Annotated in this window: 19 protein-coding genes; 8 read left to right on the forward strand and 11 right to left on the reverse strand. The window is 35.3% G+C overall.

The genetic code is table 11. From position 1 onward, the window contains the following. Positions 1–15 precede the first annotated feature (15 nt). The 3 genes from KO02_RS16955 to KO02_RS16965 all read right to left on the reverse strand — a co-directional run bounded on the left by KO02_RS16955 (position 16) and on the right by KO02_RS16965 (position 2936). Complete coding sequence (locus KO02_RS16955; RefSeq protein ID WP_038700188.1) at positions 16–2061, reverse strand: hypothetical protein; 2046 nt, start codon at positions 2059–2061, stop codon at positions 16–18. A 90-nt stretch (positions 2062–2151) separates the two neighbouring features. Further along, positions 2152–2694: a hypothetical protein gene (locus KO02_RS16960; protein ID WP_038700190.1), complete on the reverse strand. Its 543-nt coding sequence runs from the start codon at positions 2692–2694 to the stop codon at positions 2152–2154. Positions 2695–2714: 20 nt separating this feature from the next. Continuing rightward, positions 2715–2936 (reverse strand): hypothetical protein, encoded by a 222-nt coding sequence (locus KO02_RS16965; RefSeq protein WP_038700192.1) that lies wholly within the window; start codon positions 2934–2936, stop codon positions 2715–2717. Positions 2937–2993: 57 nt separating this feature from the next. On the opposite strand from KO02_RS16965, the gene KO02_RS16970 reads away from it, so the two are divergent. Further along, positions 2994–3692, forward strand: coding sequence for a helix-turn-helix transcriptional regulator (locus KO02_RS16970; protein ID WP_038700194.1), 699 nt, complete (start codon positions 2994–2996; stop codon positions 3690–3692). A 649-nt stretch (positions 3693–4341) separates the two neighbouring features. Here KO02_RS16970 and KO02_RS16975 read toward each other — a convergent pair. Both KO02_RS16975 and KO02_RS16980 read right to left on the reverse strand, forming a co-directional pair. Then, complete coding sequence (locus KO02_RS16975; protein WP_051960007.1) at positions 4342–5028, reverse strand: GntR family transcriptional regulator; 687 nt, start codon at positions 5026–5028, stop codon at positions 4342–4344. A 9-nt stretch (positions 5029–5037) separates the two neighbouring features. Then, the gene (locus KO02_RS16980; protein ID WP_038700197.1) at positions 5038–7056 is read right to left on the reverse strand and encodes a hypothetical protein; all 2019 of its coding nucleotides are present in this window, start codon (positions 7054–7056) and stop codon (positions 5038–5040) included. 916 nt (positions 7057–7972) lie between these two features. Here KO02_RS16980 and KO02_RS16985 point away from each other — a divergent pair. Then, positions 7973–8167, forward strand: a complete 195-nt coding sequence (locus tag KO02_RS16985) for a cold-shock protein (RefSeq protein ID WP_038700199.1) — start codon at positions 7973–7975, stop codon at positions 8165–8167. A gap of 327 nt (positions 8168–8494) precedes the next feature. Further along, on the forward strand, positions 8495–9598 hold the full coding sequence (locus KO02_RS16990; protein WP_051960008.1) for a fatty acid desaturase: 1104 nt from the start codon (positions 8495–8497) through the stop codon (positions 9596–9598). A 213-nt stretch (positions 9599–9811) separates the two neighbouring features. Here the strand turns inward: KO02_RS16990 and KO02_RS16995 are convergent, their stop codons facing one another. From KO02_RS16995 to KO02_RS17010, 4 genes are all read right to left on the reverse strand, one after another. Continuing rightward, positions 9812–10744: a hypothetical protein gene (locus KO02_RS16995; RefSeq protein WP_038700201.1), complete on the reverse strand. Its 933-nt coding sequence runs from the start codon at positions 10742–10744 to the stop codon at positions 9812–9814. 634 nt (positions 10745–11378) lie between these two features. Then, complete coding sequence (locus tag KO02_RS17000; RefSeq protein WP_038700203.1) at positions 11379–11963, reverse strand: DUF3267 domain-containing protein; 585 nt, start codon at positions 11961–11963, stop codon at positions 11379–11381. A 286-nt stretch (positions 11964–12249) separates the two neighbouring features. After that, the gene (locus KO02_RS17005; protein WP_038700205.1) at positions 12250–12693 is read right to left on the reverse strand and encodes a hypothetical protein; all 444 of its coding nucleotides are present in this window, start codon (positions 12691–12693) and stop codon (positions 12250–12252) included. Between the two features lie 167 nt (positions 12694–12860). After that, entirely contained in the window at positions 12861–13769 is a 909-nt protein-coding gene (locus tag KO02_RS17010; protein ID WP_038700208.1) for an NAD(P)/FAD-dependent oxidoreductase, read from the reverse strand. 296 nt (positions 13770–14065) lie between these two features. On the opposite strand from KO02_RS17010, the gene KO02_RS17015 reads away from it, so the two are divergent. After that, a complete protein-coding gene (locus KO02_RS17015) occupies positions 14066–14668 on the forward strand; it encodes a hypothetical protein (RefSeq protein WP_038700210.1) in 603 nt (200 codons plus the stop codon). Between the two features lie 392 nt (positions 14669–15060). Here KO02_RS17015 and KO02_RS17020 read toward each other — a convergent pair whose 3' ends face one another. Both KO02_RS17020 and KO02_RS17025 read right to left on the reverse strand, forming a co-directional pair. Continuing rightward, positions 15061–15510: an SRPBCC family protein gene (locus KO02_RS17020; protein WP_038700211.1), complete on the reverse strand. Its 450-nt coding sequence runs from the start codon at positions 15508–15510 to the stop codon at positions 15061–15063. Between the two features lie 112 nt (positions 15511–15622). Then, complete coding sequence (locus tag KO02_RS17025; protein WP_081918413.1) at positions 15623–15949, reverse strand: SRPBCC domain-containing protein; 327 nt, start codon at positions 15947–15949, stop codon at positions 15623–15625. A 136-nt stretch (positions 15950–16085) separates the two neighbouring features. Here KO02_RS17025 and KO02_RS17030 point away from each other — a divergent pair, with 136 nt between their 5' ends. The 4 genes from KO02_RS17030 (at position 16086) to KO02_RS17045 (ending at position 21343) form a co-directional block, all read left to right on the forward strand. Continuing rightward, on the forward strand, positions 16086–17063 hold the full coding sequence (locus KO02_RS17030) for a GlxA family transcriptional regulator (RefSeq protein ID WP_038702894.1): 978 nt from the start codon (positions 16086–16088) through the stop codon (positions 17061–17063). A gap of 177 nt (positions 17064–17240) precedes the next feature. Continuing rightward, positions 17241–18233: a 2,3-diaminopropionate biosynthesis protein SbnA gene (sbnA, locus tag KO02_RS17035; RefSeq protein WP_038700213.1), complete on the forward strand. Its 993-nt coding sequence runs from the start codon at positions 17241–17243 to the stop codon at positions 18231–18233. Continuing rightward, complete coding sequence (locus tag KO02_RS17040) at positions 18202–19950, forward strand: FAD/NAD(P)-binding protein (RefSeq protein ID WP_038700216.1); 1749 nt, start codon at positions 18202–18204, stop codon at positions 19948–19950. The genes sbnA and KO02_RS17040 overlap by 32 nt, the downstream gene beginning before the upstream one ends. Beyond that, entirely contained in the window at positions 19937–21343 is a 1407-nt protein-coding gene (locus tag KO02_RS17045) for an alanine racemase (RefSeq protein ID WP_038700218.1), read from the forward strand. The genes KO02_RS17040 and KO02_RS17045 overlap by 14 nt, the downstream gene beginning before the upstream one ends. Positions 21344–21419: the final 76 nt, after the last annotated feature.

The following is a 21419-nucleotide window of genomic DNA, read 5'->3' on the forward strand; positions in this document are numbered from 1 at the left end:
TCTATTATTTATTTCCTAAAATCTGTTTTTCAATGACTGTCTTACAGATGTGTAAGTACCAAAGTCATCATCAAAATCATCAACATCCGCAATCTGTGGCATCACCACTGGTTCACGATCTTCATATTTGTACTGCTTTTGTTGAGAAAATATTTGATGTTTAAGAGGCTTGGCATCTTCCCTCAAGATCACGACACCATCAAGATCATCACGTTGTCTTTTCGCAAACCCATCTACTGTATTTGTATAGGCAGCCAATAAGCTTTCAGCAAGATCATCCGCAGCAGTTCTTTCAATCCTTGCACGCACAGGACGTGGCTTTTTAACCAGCTCACAGATACATTGTCCATCCACATAAGCAAATGCTTTTAAGACCTCTCCTTGATCATCATCCAACCAATACACATCAATATCTTCACCCTCGATCTGCTTCATTACTTGTATCAAGCGCTCACCTTTAGCTACAGCACCTTGATCACCGATCAAGCACAATCCATTATTCAGGCGAATATTGCCAACTTTACATGAGCTCGGAGTACGAATCCCGATATGCGGTAAAATGGCCTCGTAGTTGATTGCTTTGAGTGATGGATGTTGACGCTCTAAGAAAAAATCCCATTTAGAAACACCTGATTCAGTTGGATGCTCGGCATTATTCCATTTGTCAATATCGAGCAAACAGTCATTGACAATTTGCTTGTAGGGGATGCGTGGTACTTTTTCAATATCAACACCGGGTTGATTAGCCTCGCTCAAAGCTTTAGGTCTGGCCAACCATCCTTCGCGACCTTTTTCCATTCGATAGCGCAATTCCTCATTCACGCGCTCGATATACTTTCCTCTCGCATTATTGGCTTCCATCTTCACATAATCGAACATGACGCCTTCTTTCAATATCGTATCCTTATAAGAACTGTTCAAAGACATCTCACACTCCAACTCAGCAGGTAAACAAAGACCCCAATAAGTATAGTTGCGCACCATCTGTCTGTAGAACTCCAATATGATACCCTCTTTAGTGTCACCATGCACAGCACAGGTGATAGCGCGACTACCAACATCAACAGCTAAGTAAAACCAGACCCGTTTCCCATCAAGATTTTTGAAAGGGGGTTGTCTATCATCGATAGAAATCATCGAACCAGCAAAACGGGGCATCTCAAAAGAGTAGTAGGGCTTGAATTTGCCCATGTTTATCTGGCGGTCGTCAGAGCGTTTCTGGTGAGTGGCTAACTTGTTTTCCCAACGGTTTAGATAGTTGGTTACAGTGGAAACACTCAGTGATTTATATCCTTTAGGAGAATACAGCTCACCTGTCTTATTATTGACAACTTCGATATAGCCACTTATAAACCCCTCATATTGTTCATGTATTTCTTTAGCGGTCGGCTTACGTATTTTATCAGCAAACATGTCATTCAATAACTTCATTGTGCTATCATTGACCTTACGGGAGTTGATATTGCGATGCTTTTTAGAAATCAACGACTCATAATTGAAAGAATCATTAATCCGAGTTTCAAAGTCATTTAAAGTCGCTGTAAAACGGCTGGAAGTTGGAAGGTCATGCTCTACTTTATATTTTTTACGCAACACATCATTAAAGCTTAATACATCAGCTTTAATAGTATTGTACAGGCCTACTTTAGATCGACCTTTGCTCTTCCACTCATTCAAACGGTCATCACGTAGGCCGAGAGCAGCTTTCAACACTGAAGCATTGATGATATAGCGCTCTTGGTGGTCGAGTTTGAGATAAGTACCATCAGCAAATTTGTAAATAGAAAAATAGCGTGTAGCATCAGGATCGACCGAGTAGTATTGCTCTAAAATATGATCGACCTTACGTGGGTCATGCAGCGCATCTCTAATATCACCCGCAAGCGAATCAAAATCAACCAATAGCTGTCTTCCATTGCCACCAGACATCACACGCTTAATACCGTAAGGCTTATCCTTATAGCGCTGTATGTTCGAATAAAGCGTGCTCTCACTCTTAAAAAAGTGAGGAACAAGCTCTTCCTTCGATACAGCGACAATATTTCCTAAGATGATTGGCATATTATTATTAGCTTTATTACTTTAAACTTTTAAAACCTATGGTTCCATTATTTTCATTTGTTGTAGATATATCTACAGAAGACAAATCCATTAGCGAAGAGAAATTTCTTGAGCTAGTTTCACCAAGTCTAGATCTCCTTTCCGCGTTGAAGGGATCTTTCGACCGCAAGCCGAGCACTCTAACGTTTTACCCGCCCTCTGACGAACATGACAGGTACGGATGGTCCGTTCGCTCTGTGTCACTGATTTCGGTTGGTCGTCAGCGAGGTGAATACTTAATACACCTTTGTAATCGCCTCCCATCTTTGATAGCTCTTGAATCACCTGAGTTAATTGTGACACATGAGTTAAGTGTATTTGAATCGGAGGAATAAGGTCAATTTGTTTCACTGCGATTGAACTAGATAAATCCATTCTTTGTTGACGATATTTCTCACGTCGATGATCATTACGAAGTTTCTGCATTTCCTCAATGTCTATAGATAACCAAGCGGTCTCAGGCCCAAAAGATCGTTTGATATCAACATCATCTACAATGATGTGATTGTTTCTAATAGGAGCTGACTTACCCATTTCTCGATATTTCACTTGAGCACCCTTAACGGTGCTTTTTTTATTCTTTTTAGTTGCCATAATTTGTTTGGTTAAATGGTTTATTTTAATGCAGCTTTTACAGCCTTTTCTTGTATGTAATAATCTTTACGAATAGTTTCACAAGTGATACCTTTTTTTGTACCATCAATACTCTGGCGGATGTATGTCTTCGAGACGCCATACTTTACAACCATATGATTTATCACCACGGGGTTGTAGCTATTTCTTTTTCTACTATCTTTGCTCATTGCTCTGTTGGTTTCGTTATTGATAACTATCATTGCTTTTGTTTTTCGTTAAGACAAATATATAGACAAAATTTCAACAAAAACAATAAAATGGACGAAATTTCAACATACATCAAAGATAGAATTCTTCAAGTTGCTGATACAAAGGGTGTTTCAAAGGAAAAATTTATTGAAAATCTGAATCAAAAGTATTCCAATTATCGCGGATTATCTAAAAAATCAGCTCCTTCAGCTGAAGTTATAGCTGAAATTTCAACTAAATACCCTGATGTAAACTTAGATTGGATATTAACAGGAAGAGGAGAAATGCTAAAAGATGAACCACAAACACAAGTCTATAAATTGCGTAATGAACATACTGTAAAGCATCAGCAGGTTCCGTTATATGATCTGGAGGCATCAGCAGGGTTAGTGCAATTGTTTCAAGATAGCAACAGTGTAACACCGATAGACACGATCAGCATCCCTAATTTACCAAAATGCGATGGAGCTCTGTATATAGTAGGAGATAGCATGTATCCATTGCTTAAGGCAGGTGATATCGTTATGTATAAACAGGTTCACGATTTGCCGAATGATTTTTTTTGGGGAGAAATGTATTTAGTACATATAGATATGGATGGTGATACTTATACCACTGTTAAATATATACAGAGATCAGATATTGGACCTGAGCATATTAAGTTAGTCAGTTATAACCAACACCATTCACCAAAAGACATCCATTTATCACGCATCCGTGTAGCGGCGTTGGTTAAAGCATCAGTTCGTATCAATAGTATGATGTAGAGCATTTAAAGCCATAAAGTATACGATTCACTGTTAAATATGGTGGGGAGTGTTTTTTTTGTCCATTGCATTTTACACTAAAATGTCGTAAGTTACTCACAAGCAGTTGATTGCATGTGTTTTTGGTTTAAAAATTCAAATTACTAAGGGGTGTCGAACTATGTACTTTATAGCACTTTCATTACTTTTCCGTTCATTAACACGTCTTGAGGTATGCTTTGAAATATAGCCTAATGCGCAACCAACTGCGCAACCAACTGCATAACCAAAGTATTTTCAGCCCCTAAAATTACTACATATTGAGCAAACAATAATTGCAAGTAGTAATATTAAGCAGCCATTAAGCTCCATTTAAACAAACCTTAATCTTTTCCCCGATAACCATAAAAAAGACGCTTGAAGCGCCTAAAAACCAGCAATACCAACCATTATCAGCACCTATTTACATCAGAATGGTAGTGACCACCACAAACAATCATCAATAGCCGCCCAGAATGGTAGCGCAATGGTAGCAAATGGAACATTGTAACGTCTCGTCAGAACCACCACAAACAACAAAAACCACGTATAAACAGCCTTATTGACCGCTTAAACATGGTTTTTAGTAACATTGGCGCAATCGCCGCTTATAAACGTTTCGTTCTACCCCCTATACAGCTGTATGGTCTCTAAAATAAAAAATAATTTCCTCGTACTTTTTAATTTTTGGATATAACTCCTCAAAAATCTGATAGCTAGAATTTTCAAATTCTTGTGCTATATATGAATATCCGGCTCCAAGATCCAAAAACCGATCAATAATTAAAAGCTTTGATGCCGGTATAGACTGCAAAAGCTTGACAGAAGATTCGTTCTCAATAGGTGCAACAATATATACGGTATACTTACCTTGAATGCGATTAAAGATATCTTCAAATGTCTCTGTATTATTGTGATGAAAAAATAAGTCAACCGTAATCTCTTCTGGGAGATTAGTCCTCAACTCGGACACTAAGGTGTCCTGAAAGGTATCATAAGCATACAGCAGAACTGCAACTTTTTGTTTCATCAGTGTATTGTTACTGACTACAAAATATCCCTTTCTATTCTTAGATTCTACGATTCCGTGTGCTATAAGATCTCGATAAGCTTTAGCAAAAGTTTCCCGAGCATATCCTAAATATTGGATCATATTGTTTACAGATGGAAGACTTGAATGCACTTCGAGTTCATTGGCATCTATTGCGTCCAAAACACCTTGAACAATACACTCATGTTTCGATAATGTGTTCAAATCTTCTAACCGTTTAATCCTGTCGATAACTGGTTTGAAAATATTATCCTTGTTTTTTAACATGACAATCGATTATAGTTTAATCCGAAATAATTTACCCCCGGCCTCCTGAAATGGAATCGATTGATCAGCGGAAAGATTATATTTTATTTTCTCGAATAATTCAACTGCTTCATAATTTTTATTTTTTAAGCCAATTTCTTTCAAATCTATTTTAAGGTTACTATTGGTTGTTTTAAAGTTAAATAAAGCTACGTACAGAAATTGACCGATTTTTTTGAAGTAATATTGATTTGCTGATTTTCCTTCAACAAATCCCGTTGGTCTAAAACTTTTACCATCCCTGATGATTTCTAGAATTTCAGAATCTTGTAAATACGTATTCATTTTGTTTTGCCAATGCTGCCTCTTGGAAAAATCATCCCCTAAGATAAGCGTTCCACCTACTATACCTGAAAGTAATCTGGCTTTATTCACTTCTTCAGATTGATCATGAAATACTAAGTGATCAGCATCTATAAAATCATACATATGAGTTTGCCACCAACCATAACTGACACTATTCAGCGTATATTCCGTCTGATCTATTGTATTCCAGGCATCGCATGCGATACGTCTCATATGCGCAAATTGATTGGTTGCTAAGGATGGGGAAATTGCTGCGTAAATAAGCATTTTTCCGTTCAGGACGTCTACAAGATGTCTCATACCATAGGCATATGCCTGCATCCCTGTAGTGATATTCTTATCATAAAAATCTGTCGATTCTATAGCACCATGGGAAAGAAAATCTATTTTAATCATCTTGAACCCACAGTCGACCAATTTTCCCAAAATGACATCCATCCGTGCCAATGTACCTGGATGTGTAGGATCCAGTGCTCTACCTCCGTCAAGATTGTGGTAGCCCTTTCCTGTTTTAGTCCAAAGCTGACCAAAAGTATAATTACTTCCTTCGGCTCCACGATCTGGTCCACTACCATGTCCCCAGTCTGTAAATGGAGCCCAGTAGACACCCGGTTTCAGACCCAATGAATCACAATAGTCTACAAATTTTTTCAGTTGCGTATAATCACCTGTCATTCCACCTGGAGTCATATTGTCCCAAAAGGAGTCCAGATCAATAAAAGCTTCGCCATCATCGTTACGAAAATTCGGAATTTCGTCCGCAAAATAGCGCGCTGTTCCAGTTGCATTTTGATAATTAATTTTCTCTTGAATCACTCCCCAACTGTTCCAACCAACAGGGGTGGCCCCTGCCCATTTATGCACATATGGTGGAGATAACTGACGATGTATTTTAGCATAGTCCTCCATATTGATACGCCAATCTTTGCCATATGAAATGAAATACTTGGGAGAATAAATTTGGTCTCCATGGATAAAACCATGCCCCATAGAATCTCTTGTGATATTAACATCGGTGAAGCCTGTTTTAGTTGCTATATAATTATAACTTCCGCGGTCGCCTTTTATTTCAATACCTGATTTCCATACCGATTGATCTAAGGAGCCAATCAATAGTCCTTGATTACTTTCCTTATCATAAACTACGCCTATTTCTGAGCTTACTTTATTGTTACTAGCAAGGACTACATTTTCGTAGGAAATAAAGGTGTCATTATCAAATGGAATGGATAACTGATACAATGATTCACCTAAAGAACCAACATTAGACCTCATCAACAAAGGCACCATTTCATTACTTACTAAATTTTTTCCATTTAACTCTAATTGGATTAGAATAATCGGTTTTTGATCGTATAGATAAAAGAGTTGTTTCATTTCCAACCCATCGACAGTTTTTGAGGATACAGTATAAAGTTTACCCTTACCCAAATTGTCTTGAACATTATGTTCACTGATTTTTCTACCTTGATTTATCTTATCAGAACTGATAATTGTTCCATCTGATAATGTTGCATAGGCTATAGCATCCTTAATGAGGATGGTTTTATCCTTACTTATACTATATGTTCCGGTCTCTTTGTTATAGCTCAGTGTAATACCATTCTTTTTGACTTCAAAAGTTTGTGCTGCTGCATTAATACAAATCGTAAATATTAAAAATACGCCAAAAATGTACTTCATAATGATGTGTTAAGTTTAAATATTCGAGTAATTCATGTTATGATTGTGATCCTATTTTTATAAGTTATTTCCTACAATTCTTATTTGGTTGATCTCCCTTACTATCCTTAGTCGCCTGTTCTCTATAATTCCTGTATGAGCAATAAAGAGTTAAAAACTAACATTCTCCATCGGTTTTAGTTGCTATATTCCTCTCATTTTGGCACAAAATGATACTAGCACTGGATATCCTTTCCAAATAAATCAACAGGTATTTCGAATACTTTTCTAAAAGAAGCTTATACCAGGCAGTACATTTTATTAGGGGTAATAAAAAAAGCAGTACATATTTACGAAGCAAAATGAAAGATTCAAGAATCATACATTTATTGGTTTATTTAATTGGTAAAATAGTAAGGTTTAAAAATCTATTACAGCAAATGGTTAGAACTGTACTACACTATACTAGTGTGTTTCAAAGGTATTAAAAGACTTAATATGTTCCAAATAAATATTAAAAAATTTATTTAATGTAAATCGCTAAAAAAACGATACAGAAATCGTTTAGGCGGGAAGTACAAAGAATATATGTTTATAATAATTATCAAGACGTTTTGATAAGACAATAGCAATTCAATTATGTCTTAAAAAAAATAAATAATTTGATTTTCAATATATTATACTTACATTTGTTTTAGAATCAGGCTCTGTCTGCGCTCATCTGACTTATTTAAGTTTATCCAAATTAGTCATACGTGCTCTCTTCAGCTGCCAATTTTTGTTATACATAAAAAGTCCGCAGTACTCTTGAGCTTGACTCTTTTTCAATCTTCAAAAATACAAACATCCTTTTCTTGCTAGCAGATCGATTAACTAATGGAAGTCATACATGACATTAGTTTAGAATTAAATAATTTTTAATAAAAACAATAATATAATGCAAGAAGGAACAGTAAAATTCTTTAACGTTACCAAAGGTTTCGGTTTTATAACACCTGCAAATGGTGGTCAAGATGTATTTGTACATTCATCTGGTCTAATCGATGATATACGCGAAAATGAAAGCGTAACATTTGAAGTAGAAAACGGTCAAAAAGGTGTTAACGCATTCAATGTACGCGTAGCAAGATAAATGAATTGGAGAATTATCTTAGATTCTCCAATTTTCAATGTAGTAAATGGCACCTGTGGTTGTTTACTACATTTTTTTGATATATAACCTCCCTCTCTGACAAGCATAGTAGCTTACATCTCATATTTGCTCCTGTACAATAGATATACCCAAAACATATAATTGCTCAAAACTACCATTCTAATCGAGCATTATCGGTAATTAAATTGGCCATTAGACTGAAAGGCGCTAACAATCACCTAAAGTGATAAAGAAATATTTATTTCCGCGGTTATTTACTGGTTTTATTGTAAATGACGACACACTAACCTAAAAAATATTATACACATGTCATTTTTAGACCATGTACTTCAACCTCCTTCTTACGGATGGCAAGACACTACAGGCAAACTTATCAAACCTACCAACAAAGAAATCATCATTGAGTTCTTTAATAGACTTAATATATTTAAAGACCGTCGTAATTGGCTACCCTTTTTCAGCTGGTTAAAGGTCATTTTTCTCATACCCTTTTTCTTTATTTTCTTAACTAATTATCTCAGCTGGTGGACACTCTTGGCAACCTTCATATACAGTATGGTCATTATGGGTACGCATGGTACCATCTGGCATCATCGCTACTGTACACATGGTGCCTACAAGTTTAAAAATGCATTTTGGAGATTCTTAACTCAAAATCTAACCATCAATGTAATTCCGGAAGAGATATATGTGATATCGCATCATGTGCATCACGCAAAATCTGATCAACCAGGTGACCCCTACAATGCCCAGGCGGGATTTCTCTATTGTTTCCTTGCCGATGTCAATCACCAGCCAATATCAAAAAGCCTTAGCGAACAAGATTATAATAGAGTCCATTCCCTTATGTTACATACAGGTGTGTCAGCCAATTCATATAATCAATACAAAAAATGGGGATCATACGTAACCCCTGTATATGCTGTAGCTTCCTGGCTGTTGAATTGGTCATTCTGGTATCTGGCTTTCTACCTAATGGGTGGACATGCACTTGCATGCAGTCTATTTGGTGCTGCAGGTTTTTGGGCGGTAGGTGTACGTACATTTAACTATGAAGGCCATGCTAAAGGAAAAGATAAGCAACGAGAGGGTTCGGACTATAGTATTAAAGATAAGTCAATTAACCAGATTTGGCCGGGAATTGTAGCCGGGGAATGGCATAACAATCATCATCTATTTCCCAAAAGTGCACGCAGTGGTTTCAAACCGCACCAAATAGACCTCGCTTGGTATTACATCAAATTAATGAATAGGTTGGGTGCTGTATCGAGCTATAGAGATGACAAGAAATTGTTTTACGAGCGCTATCATAATCCATATATTCAAGCGAACCAGAGCTCAAACGAAGTTTTGGATGTATTGGAAAAAGGCAACAACTTAAAAAAATCTATAAAATCTACTGCAGAGTAAGATTATATGCAGATTACCAATTTGCTAAAATATTGAGCAATGGAACAAGCCTATCCATCAAATAGCTTTTGTTCTTTGCAATATCACCATAACTAATTACACACTAGCATCAAGATTGTTGCTAGTGACAAATGTAGGAAAGGGTATTATCGCGTTTTTCTGAATTGGAGGAGAGAACAAGTACTGAAGAAATGTAATCTATGAATAATGTACTTAAAAGACTCTAGTAATAGATGTCAATGGTACTTTCTGTTTCCAGGTCCCAGAGATATCAAACCTATAACCTGATGACAGGTTTTCAATAGTAAATGTATAGTGGCACTCACGTGTTAAATAGGTAATCTCGCCCCTGACATGCACACTTGAATATGGTGCAACAAGAAGTTGTTCCATATTAACCGTTTTTACAAAAGGCTCTAAATATTGACCCGACCTATAAGGTACCTGTCTCGACCAATAAGCGATATCATCTTTCAAAATTTCGCCCATAAAGATTAGAGAGTCTGACGAATTTACCCAATCAAAAGCGCCATACTCATCGCTGCTAAATTCAGAAAGATAGTTCACATCCTTAAATATACCCGCAGTCTCCATATTCTTTGCTACTGCAGTATGATTAGTCAACTTTATCGTATGACACCCCTCATCACTGGTATATTCCTTTCTGCTCCCTGGTATTTCTATTATTTCCTTTTTCACGAGTTTATAACCTATCCCTCTATTTTGGGTGAAAGAAATTTCATCTTGTGTTCCATCAGCAAGTATACCTATCAAGAATTTTCTAGCCTGAGTGTCAAAATTTTCCTTCAATGAGACATTGAGTAAATTATCTTCTTCTATTTTTTCTAATTTTAACCAACCTCCTGGCAATTCTACATCCCCAAAAGCATCTAAAACAAGTGGTTTTCCATCTTTATCCTGTAGTACTTCTCCCGAAACAGCATCCTTGATATAGTTAACGGTCCATTGTGTGGAATTAATTGAAATGGCATTATTGCTAAAACCGGACTTCAATTGGATATCCTTAAAATCAGGATTAAATAGTTCTGTACCATCTCCTAGATCCTCCTTATCACAAGAACTCATGGAAAAAATCAAGAATGATGCAAAACTGATAATCAATAATTTAGAATAGTTTAAGATCATTGTAATATAAATTATAGGTTAGGTAGAACTTCATAAATTTTAGTACTCCAATTTAACATTATTTTATGAATAAATGGATATAAATGAGCTTATTCTGTAATATTTTTCATAAGATATTCTGCCAAGTAGGTCGAAGTGACCTTAAAGTATTTAAATCCTTTAAAATAAAAAAACAACTCTATTCCAGAGGTATTTAATATATACAAGAACGTTACGATGTTTATTTCTCAAGAAGGAATACCACATATTATTGTCGCAATCGGAAAAAATCCTGATGTTTTCATAAACTATAGATAACGAAAAGAGGAAACGATAAGAAACAAAAAAATACAGTACGGTTAAACGTCAAGATAAAGGGTCTAATGAAGATTAAACCCTTTTTAAATTAGGCGACAAGATTTTACACATTTGAACCAGCTTTCAATAGCTTATAAAATTTTTCTTTGATTAAAAACAAATAGCTCTCATAATATATTGCAAATAATCAGACATTTAACTCTATCGTTCGCATAATTCAAACCTTAAAGTCAATACTGGCTTTCTTATAGATGGCTATAATCAACCTCCGCAGGTTACCAGCCAATTTTATTAAAAATTAATTAACGAACGAGTTCATGAAAAGTGTAAAGTAATTTTAAATCTTCTTGTAAATATAGCAGCCTGCTTCAGAAGGATGATCCAATACCATGCTGTCTTTATCTTCTTTCCATAATAACTGAATAATCAAAAAATCTCCTGCTGCTGATCCTGTAAAAAAGATTGCAAATATCAATAAAAATAAATTACCCGTTATCAATGCGATAATAGCAGGTAAAAAACCTAAAATAATAGCTGGCATAAATGCTCCAATCATATATTGTTTCACTTTCAACGGTTCTTTGCAGTGACAATATGGTGTTAGCATTTTGGCAATAATACCAAACTTGATTGATTTAAATCCATATTTAGTATAAAATGAGAATGTGATACCATGGATTAATTCATGAAGGATGATTCCTAGAGTCATTACAAAGAATATTAGTGCCGATGTATAGATGTAGCTTCCCCCAAATGCATCTTTGAATATCGCAATATAATCTTGCTTATTCCACAGTAAATAAAAAGGAATACCATATATTAAAATGATGAATATCATAAGAAAGAGGGCAACAATATTTGCCCAATAAAGATTTATGGTACGCATCTCTTTTGTGTAGTTTTCAGATAAATATTGTTCCATTGCTATGATTAACTTATTCCATTTTGTAATTGAAGTGCCTTTAATTACAAAATAGCCGACTATTAAGGTGTATTAGGTTTACTTAATTATAAAGATATAAAACTCATGTTTATGAACATAATATATTTCAATAAATGCTTATTCAAAGATACTATTCGATAGGATGGCCTCATAAAAATGTCGCAAGCTGACATTTCTCAATATAGCACTGATGTGGAAATAACAATAATATGTTAACCGATAATAATAGCGACAATTAAAATAGTCGATTGTTAAAAGAACCATTTTAATGGCTAGATGCACTTATTATTTTCACTTGATAGGCTCCATTGTAGCGGTTGCCAACCATGAGATTTTCATTAACAGTTATATAATATTGTCCCGTGTCTTGGAATCGATATTTTAGTTCTTTACCAAATGGACCATCGGCAGTTCCATCTGGTGAAAATAGTTGGCTTATCCGAATATTTGCTGTATCGGTAGGACTCTCTAGTATGATATCTGCTGAATCAGGTCTATGTACGGAAATAAAAATAGTATCTGTATTTCCAGAAATTTTATTCATTTTTTTTAACAGTCCTCCTTCGACAAATGATATTCGTGATTGCTCCACTAGCAGACTGTCATTTGAATTATGCTTTATTGTCGGATGTTGCTTATCCGTGGACGACTGACATGCAATTTGAATGATGGACATGAAAGAAACCAAAATTAATAATAGTCTAATCATAATTTTTATTCAATATAACAATCAAAAACATGAAATAGTTTGCTGTCTAATGGTTTACTATATATGTGACAAGAAAACTGCTTATAGTTATCTAGATTCTAAATAATAGACACATTGATCCCCATGTCTTCTCATAACAGATTGATCAATATTGTCTATTATCCTTATTAAAATAACTCTTGTGTCAGTTCCATATTTACCATTGCTCCTGCAAAATTTCCACTATTCACAGCAGCAGCGACAGAACGCATCTTCTCCGTGCTATCTCCACAAGCATAGACGCCATAAATGGTAGTTTTTTGAAGGTTATCAATTTTGATATACCCCTGCTCGGTAAGTTCACATCCCAAAGCAACGGGGATTTCCGAATGTTGCACAAATGGGACTGCAGCATATACTGCGTCGAACTTTTCTTTCTTACCATCAACAAAGATCAACTCTTTAATATATCCTGATTCATGTACGATTTCAACTATTTCCGTTTCGACCACATCAATCTGATTTCTATTTAGTTTCAGCATCTGCTCTGATTGGAATTGCCCCTTTTGTCCTGTTAAAATGGACAATTTATCCGTCAAATTATGAATTAATGATGCGAGGTGAATAGCCCTGTCACCATTAGCAATAATTCCAGTTTTCTGATGGCGAAATTCATATCCATGACAATATGGGCAGTGAATAACAGAAATACCCCAGCATGCTGAAAAACCCTTTATATCAGGCAGAATATCCTTAATTCCAGTTGCAAATATCAATTTGCTAGCTGTAAAAACTGCTCCACATTCGGTACTGACTTCAAATCCTGTTTTCAAAATCTTTCCTGCTATTGCCAAACCACTATAAAATTCAACAGTTTTATATTCAGATACTTGATATTTCGCTAGATTGGCAATCTCTGATGGTGTGTTTCCATCTTGGGTCAAAAAATTATGGGACCGTGGAGTCTGACGATTGCAAGGCATTCCACTATCGATAACCAAAACATTTTTTAAAGACCGTCCCAAAGCCATCGCTGCTGAAAGTCCTGCGTAGCTACCTCCAATGATAATTACATCGTAAATTTTCGTCTCTTTCATATCAAATCTAATTTGTATAAAGGTAATTTTGTATAAAGGTAATTATTATTGCAATAATGTTGCAACAACTATCACGACCAGTACTAATTAATTACTATCTGATGACACATGCTGCGTTTACGTAATATATTCATGAAATCTTACTTCAGAAATACTATCTTTATTCTTGATATATTACAGTGTTAACATATGGGATTCATGTGTTAGAATCACGATATTTGACATGCTTCTATACAAAGAGTTCGAACTAACTAAGCTAATAGATATAAAAAACTTAATCAATACTAAAACTGTCCATGACTGCATCAAAACATTTCAATATATTCGTATTTATCCTATCTGTATTGATTTTTCATTCTTGCGGAAAGGCTGAGAGATCCGAACTATCAGATTATAAATTTATAGCTACTATTAACGATGTTATATATATAGACCAAATGACATCCCTTCTTCCTCCGGATGCTCAAAGATCGCCTTACATCAGTCATGAACGATATAACAATCAGGAGTATCTAATATTTTCTACCTCCGTCCAGATCCAAAATGACATTGTAAAAGGAAACAATTACTATATCCGATTTAAAATTCCCCTTAACAGTGAAATTATCTTGAATAAACCCTATCAATTTAAACCTATTCAGGGGATGGAAACTCTAGAGGGCTATGATAATATTATCTATTTAGAAGGGAATAAACAATTTGCAAGTATTTCTTCGAGCAATTATAATATCAATATGTCATCTTATGGTGATGGTACAGTGACACTCTCTGAATATAATGTAAAAGAGCAAAGAGTAAAGGGCAAAATAGAGTTATCATTCCCGTCCCTACGCAATAATAAACAAGAAGATATTAAAGTACAAGGAGAATTTGTGTGTTGGCTAGATCTCGGATTTTAATATACGCTAGCAAAATAGCCAACACCTATCCCATGCTAAAATAATCTATCACTTCAATTAAAGTGTACTTCTCACGACTACTTTCTTGAATGCTATTATTATCTACAGCCAATCTATTGATAAGCCGCATTGGATCAGCTACATTTTCTCATACATATATAGAGATGATTCCCAATTATAAGCGAGGACCGAACCACATATAGGGATACGATATATAACTAGTGAACCAATACAGGGATTTCAAAGTGTCCCTGTATTGGTCAAAAATTTGGAAATATAGATTACCTCCAAAACAAGCGTGATAAAAGGTAAGAGCTCGCTTACAATTGCCAGAAAATGTCACAAAAATCCCACTTGAAGGCATATCACAATACTGTAACATCGTATTTCAATTATGCATCGGGTATTTCAGGTTCTACTAATTTTTTCATTTTATCCAGTGATTCCTGCCAACCTAGGTAACACATTTCTACAGGAATCATATCTGGAATATTTTCTTGTTCCACTCTTAGTTCCGTACCACAGGAAACTTTATTTAGAGAAATAGCGGTTATCATTTCTCCGGGAAGATTAGGATCGTCAAATCTGTCACTATATTTAATGAAAGAATTAGGTACAATTTCTAGAAACTCGCCGCCAAATGAGTGTCCTTTACCTGTACTAAAATTAATAAATGTCATCTTAAACTTACCCCCTATCTTAAAATCCATTTGTTGAACAGTGCATATAAAACCATATGGAGGCAACCAGGTTGCATGTGCTATTGGATCTGCAAAAGCACGGAATACTTTTTCAGGACTTGCCTGAATAATACGATGTAGGGAAACGGTATTCTTTTTCATGATATTAAAAATTTAAGGATTAATGATTTTTTGATTCTACATATTTCACAAAATTGTTCAAAATAGCTTGTCATCCTTTTTTTGAGATTTGACATCATTTGCTTTTTCTGAATCAAAAATGAGAGTGAGTGTTGTTTTTACTTTTGATTTCTACAAATAAAATGGCTAACCTTATCCCATCAGACATACTGTGTAACAATTCTTTACAAAACCCAACCTTGTCACAGATACCTTCAAAATCGAAGCCAAAACTACCATCTTTAGCTTCCATTCTATTTCTTAATTTACCATTTACGCTAACATCGTTTTCACTAACTGGACAATGCCAACTTGGACCCACACTACTCCAAAGCTTAATATCACTTGGTGAAATCCAGATTTGCCATACTCGCGCTACTTCAGCATCCACTTTATGCCCTACACTGATTTGTATTGTCAATGCTTTTCCTTTTTATTTATATTGATATAACAAAGATGCCTAAGGTATCGACAATTGGTGTATTGCAAAAACGTCAACTTTAGGGGTAGATTACGTCAACATCAATTTGTAACTTTATTGAATAAACTAAAGAATGATGAAAATTTCTATTTTCGTTCCGCAATATGGTACTATAGAAGCTATAACACCTGCATTTCGAGCTTTTAATACAGCGAATGAGTTCTTGATATATTTTGGCAAGAAGCCCATCTTTGATGTCGAATATGTGGGCTTAAATAAATTTGTGCCCGCGAATAATGGTGAATACACCATAAAAACCAATCGACTGCTTTGTGATATTACTAAAACAGACCTACTCATTATACCACCTACTTTCGGAAATATGGATGAGGGATTAAAAGCCAATGCTGAAGCTATCCCCTATTTTAAGAAGTTCTATCTAACAGGAGCTAGTCTTGCCAGTTTATGTGTAGATGCTTTTCTATTAGCAGAAACAGGGTTGTTGAACGGAAAAAAATGTTCTACTCATTGGGCATACATAAACGAATTTAAAGAAAAATATCCTCAAGTAGAAGTCGAAGACGGTGCTGTCATAACAGCGTACGATAACATTTATAGTAGTGGAGGTGCAAGCAGTCTTTGGAACTTAATCTTATATTTAGTAGAAAAATATGCTGATAGAAAAATAGCTGTGATTATATCAAAATATTTCGCCTTAGATATAGACAGGGATAGTCAGACTCAATTTGCTATCTTCAGGGGACAAAGAAACCATGGTAATGTAGATATTCAAAAAATACAGGATTATATAGAAGAAAATTATGGTAACAAAATCACGACTGATATTCTAGCAAATCTAATCAATACAGGGCGTCGAACCTTTGAAAGAAGATTTAAAGAAGCAACAAATAACACCCCAATTGAATACATTCAACGGGTTAGGATAGAAGCTGCAAAACAGTTCTTTGAAGCATCAAGAAAAAATGTATCGGAGGTAATGTACGGTGTAGGGTACACTGACAACAAAGCATTTAGAGATGTCTTTAAGAAGATTACAGGTCTTACTCCAATTGAATATAGAAATAAATTTGCTAAAGTTTTGCATGATATATGAGTATAGCGACTATTCTCTCAAAGCTTAAGACTACTTTATACTTGCCCGATAACCAGCAAAAACATTTCTCTAAAATTATGAAATTCCCCTATAATCAGAATTTACCTAAGAACACGAAAACAAAACCCATATAGAACTGTTTACATTGTAAAGTGCATGTAATTAAAGTAAAAGTATATGATCGAAAAAAAAAGAATTGATGGTGTGCTAGATTCGATAGGTAAGACTCCGATTATATATCTCAAAAATCTATCTGAAGAACTGTCAATCAGGCTATATGCAAAAATGGAATCCCAAAACCCTGGTAAAAGTCTAAAAGACAGAAGCTCAAAGAATATAATTCTTAAAGCAATTGATGAAGGAGAGATCGATAAAGACACCACTATTATTGAATCTTCTTCTGGAAACATGGCAATCGGATTATCTAGAATATGTAAACTGTTGGGGTTAAAGCTAATTATGGTCGTTGACCCCAATATCAACCATCATACCCTTAATTTGATTAGAGTATATGGTGCAAAAGTCGAAATAGTTGATAAAAAAGATCATTCAGGAAGTTATCTGAAAGCCAGACTTGAAACTGTGAAAATGCTATTAAAAAGTATACCCAATAGCTATACTTCCAATCAATATAGTAATCCTAATAATCCGGAAGCGCAAAAAGAGATTTTCAGTGAAATTGTGACCAGTCTTGGAACCTATCCTGACTACTTATTTGTATCTGTCAGTACCTGCGGAACGTTGAAAGGGATACTGGATGAAGTAAACCACACCAATGCTCATACGAAAGTCATAGCTGTCGATGCTGTTGGAAGTATTATATTTGGAGGTAATGCTTCAACGAGATATCTCCCAGGCATGGGAGCAAGTAAACACACTGAATTTGATATCTATAACAATTTACACGCACATATCTTAATTCCAGAATTAGACTCTGTCGCTGGTTGTAAACTGCTATTGGAAAAAGAATGCATATTAGCTGGTGGGTCAACTGGAGCACAGGTATCGGCTTTATACAATCTAATCGAAAAAATAGAAAGCAACGCATCGGTCTGTATTATTGTTGCAGATGATGGGGAAAGATATCTTGACACAATTTATAATGAAGATTGGGTACAACAAAAATTAGGACTTGAAAATGATATGGACGACCTCTCACTTGTTGGATGAAACGACGAGCCTCATAAATAATTTAGGTATACAAGTACTCAAACATACCTTACTTGATCAAAAATCTGACGATAATCTAAATTTTGCTGTAATAGGTGGTGGACCGAAAGGCATGTATGCTATTGATAATTTTATTTCCGAAATAAACGAACAATGCATCAACAAGAAAATGAATCTATATTGGTTCAATAAAGATTCCCTATTTGCTGCAGGCCCTAATTATAATCCAAAACAATCAGAAAATCTGCTTATAAATTATTGCATAGGGAACTTAAATGCATGGAAAGTGAATACGGAAGAACGACTCTGCTTGACTGACTGGCTTAGACTGCATATTGATAGTACACAAATATCTCCTTATCATTATGCTTCGAGAGCCCTTGTTGGCTGTTATTTAATGGACTGTTGTAGAAAGATAATAGATGATTGTCCTTCCAATATCAGATTGCACCTCATTGCTGAGGAAATAAAGAGTATAGCGTATAAAAATAAAAGACTATGGCTGCTTAACAACCAATTCGAATCCATTATATTATGCACTGGCCATTCTTTTCTGAGTGATGATATTGCAGATAAATATAAAAACAATATTTTCTCTGCCTATCCAATTGAAAATCTAGATCGGGTTAAAAGCGTCCAAAAGATCGCAATTCAGGGAATGGGTCTGTCCTTTATTGACACAGTTATTTATATTTCTGAGGGTACTATTGATGACCAATACCCACAATTCTATCCATTTTCGCGTACCAATCTGCCCATGATCCCGAGGAGGGCTGAGCTTAATAAGAATCACAATACCTTCTTCTTTTCTGAATATTGGCAAGGCTTAATTTCAAAGTCAGATATTGATTTCGATAAAGATTTTTTACCCCTGATGGACAAAGAAATCCAAATGGCTTATTATTCTGTTGTAATTAAATCTACTGATATTCAAACTATCCTCCATCATATAAATCTTATCAGTGTAGAAGAAAGATTCAGTTTAACCAATCTTCTCTTTCCGAATAAATCACTTTCTGATTTCCAAAAAGAGAATTATACCGCATGGGTCTCCGATTATCTAAAATCTCATCTTGAGCGATGTCGTCTTAGTTTCGACGAAAATCCCCTGAATAATGCAATACAAATGCTCTCTAAATTTAGACCTATTTTAGAAAAATGCTATGAGCAGGGAAAACTAACTTCAGAAAGTCATCACCGATTTGACGTACATTGGTATCCTGCGATTTCAAGAATATGTTTTGGTCCTCCCATTGCTAATGTCGAAAAATTAATCAAACTGATATCGAAAGGGAAATTAAAATTTGAATTTACGGAATGTCCTGAGGTGAATCTCAGCAATAAAACTGTGGTGCTGAAAGTGAATGGAAAACGCATAACCTGCGATGCCCTAATCTATGCCCGAATTCCACGAGCAGCTATCTCTAAGAACAACCATCCACTTTTCACCAATTTAATCCGCCAAGGTCTCGCCATTCCCTTTAAAAACGAAACCTATGCGACCGGTGGAATCGCCATAAACAAGGAAGGGCTTCTATTAAATAAATTAAAAAAATCGATAGCATTGTATGCCTATGGAACTCCAACAGAGGGGTGCGTACTTGACAATGACACCTTATCTAGAGAAGCTCATGATTTCTCCTTAAATTGGGTATCCCATAACATAACCTTACTAAAATCTACAATTCCTAATTCACGTCATTATGTTCAGCGCTAAACACTATCCGCTTACCCCTATCATTCACGAGTGGGTAACAAATATTATCAAAAAAAAAGGTACCCTATCTGCGGCTATTGAGAAACACGCGTCTCCCATCAATATACTCTGTAAGGATAGCTTTGAAAATAATATAAATTTATATAATACCGTATTTGAACATCATGGCATAAAATCTAAAATCTATTTTGCGAGAAAAGCAAATAAAAGCATATTGTTTCCCATAACAAGTCACAAAACAGGAAATGGCGTAGATACGGCCAGCTACAACGAAGTCAAGCAATGTTTGGAGGCTGGAATACCAAGCTCAGCAATTGTATGTACTGCTGCAGTTAAGAATAGAAAATTATTAGAGCTATTGGTAGAAAATAAAATCGAAGTAGTATTGGATAATGAAGATGAAATAGACCTTTTGGAAAAAATAGGTAACGAGATGGATAGGGAAATTGATGTAATTGTTAGACTTTGTGGATTTAAAAAAAATGGCAAGAACCTTCCCAGTAGATTTGGATTCCAACTGGAGGAGGCTTATCAACTTATTTCGCTACGTATGGGTAAAAACAAATCTCTGAAAAAATTTAAATTTAAGGGATTGCATTTTCACCTGAATGGCTATGATATAGAAGAAAGAGCCTATGCATTATTCCAAAGCTATTTATTAATCGAAAGACTTAAAAACGTAGGTATAAAGACACAATCTTTGGATATGGGTGGCGGCATATTGATGAATTATCTAGCTGATGAAAATGAATGGCAAGCTTTTAAGATGAATCTGAAACGTGCTATACGAAATAAAATCCCTCCAATTACCTACGGGAATGATGGTTTGGGTATGCTTGTTCACAAAGATGAAGTTATTGGCAATATGAATGTTTATCCTTACTTTAATACTATCAATAAAGACCTACTGTTAAATGAAATCCTAAATTTCCAATTCCGAGATCAAAGTCTAGGAGCGTTATTGTCACCCTTGAACACCGAAATAAGAATGGAACCCGGAAGATCTCTACTCGATCAGTGTGGTATAACAGTAGCTAAAGTAGCCTTTAGAAAATACGATACAGAAGGCAATCTATTGATTGGTTTGGAAATGAATAGAACACAACTAAGAAGTTCCAGTGCCGACTTTTTACTTGACCCAATACACATTCGCGAAGAACACGCATTAGAAAAGGCGGAAGAAGTATTTGGCTACCTTGTAGGTGCTTACTGTCTCGAGCAAGAGTTGATATTAAAACGAAAATTACTATTCAGCTATAAACCCCAGGTAGGCGATTTATTTGTTTTCGTCAATACAGCTGGTTATATGATGCACTTCTATGAATCGGAAGCACATCAATTTGACCTTGCTAAAAACCTGGTCTACGATTCGGTATCGAATACGTTATCTTAGGTTACGAAGATTTTTAAAGCTTATTTTTTTAGAAATAGATGGAGTTAAAATCTCAACACATGGTTATAATAGGAAG

Source organism: Sphingobacterium sp. ML3W (genome assembly GCF_000747525.1).
In the GTDB taxonomy this organism is placed as follows: domain Bacteria; phylum Bacteroidota; class Bacteroidia; order Sphingobacteriales; family Sphingobacteriaceae; genus Sphingobacterium.

Coding starts and splice junctions, on each gene's coding strand:
- KO02_RS16970 (WP_038700194.1), top strand. CDS start 2,994: ATGGACGAAATTTCAACATACATCAAAGATAGAATTCTTCAAGTTGCT.
- KO02_RS16975 (WP_051960007.1), bottom strand. CDS start 5,028: ATGTTAAAAAACAAGGATAATATTTTCAAACCAGTTATCGACAGGATT.
- KO02_RS16980 (WP_038700197.1), bottom strand. CDS start 7,056: ATGAAGTACATTTTTGGCGTATTTTTAATATTTACGATTTGTATTAAT.
- KO02_RS17040 (WP_038700216.1), top strand. CDS start 18,202: ATGATATGGACGACCTCTCACTTGTTGGATGAAACGACGAGCCTCATA.
- KO02_RS16990 (WP_051960008.1), top strand. CDS start 8,495: ATGTCATTTTTAGACCATGTACTTCAACCTCCTTCTTACGGATGGCAA.
- KO02_RS17020 (WP_038700211.1), bottom strand. CDS start 15,510: ATGAAAAAGAATACCGTTTCCCTACATCGTATTATTCAGGCAAGTCCT.
- KO02_RS17015 (WP_038700210.1), top strand. CDS start 14,066: ATGACTGCATCAAAACATTTCAATATATTCGTATTTATCCTATCTGTA.
- KO02_RS16965 (WP_038700192.1), bottom strand. CDS start 2,936: ATGATAGTTATCAATAACGAAACCAACAGAGCAATGAGCAAAGATAGT.
- KO02_RS16995 (WP_038700201.1), bottom strand. CDS start 10,744: ATGATCTTAAACTATTCTAAATTATTGATTATCAGTTTTGCATCATTC.
- sbnA (WP_038700213.1), top strand. CDS start 17,241: ATGATCGAAAAAAAAAGAATTGATGGTGTGCTAGATTCGATAGGTAAG.
- KO02_RS16985 (WP_038700199.1), top strand. CDS start 7,973: ATGCAAGAAGGAACAGTAAAATTCTTTAACGTTACCAAAGGTTTCGGT.
- KO02_RS16960 (WP_038700190.1), bottom strand. CDS start 2,694: ATGGCAACTAAAAAGAATAAAAAAAGCACCGTTAAGGGTGCTCAAGTG.
- KO02_RS17000 (WP_038700203.1), bottom strand. CDS start 11,963: ATGGAACAATATTTATCTGAAAACTACACAAAAGAGATGCGTACCATA.
- KO02_RS17030 (WP_038702894.1), top strand. CDS start 16,086: ATGAAAATTTCTATTTTCGTTCCGCAATATGGTACTATAGAAGCTATA.
- KO02_RS16955 (WP_038700188.1), bottom strand. CDS start 2,061: ATGCCAATCATCTTAGGAAATATTGTCGCTGTATCGAAGGAAGAGCTT.
- KO02_RS17045 (WP_038700218.1), top strand. CDS start 19,937: ATGTTCAGCGCTAAACACTATCCGCTTACCCCTATCATTCACGAGTGG.
- KO02_RS17005 (WP_038700205.1), bottom strand. CDS start 12,693: ATGATTAGACTATTATTAATTTTGGTTTCTTTCATGTCCATCATTCAA.
- KO02_RS17010 (WP_038700208.1), bottom strand. CDS start 13,769: ATGAAAGAGACGAAAATTTACGATGTAATTATCATTGGAGGTAGCTAC.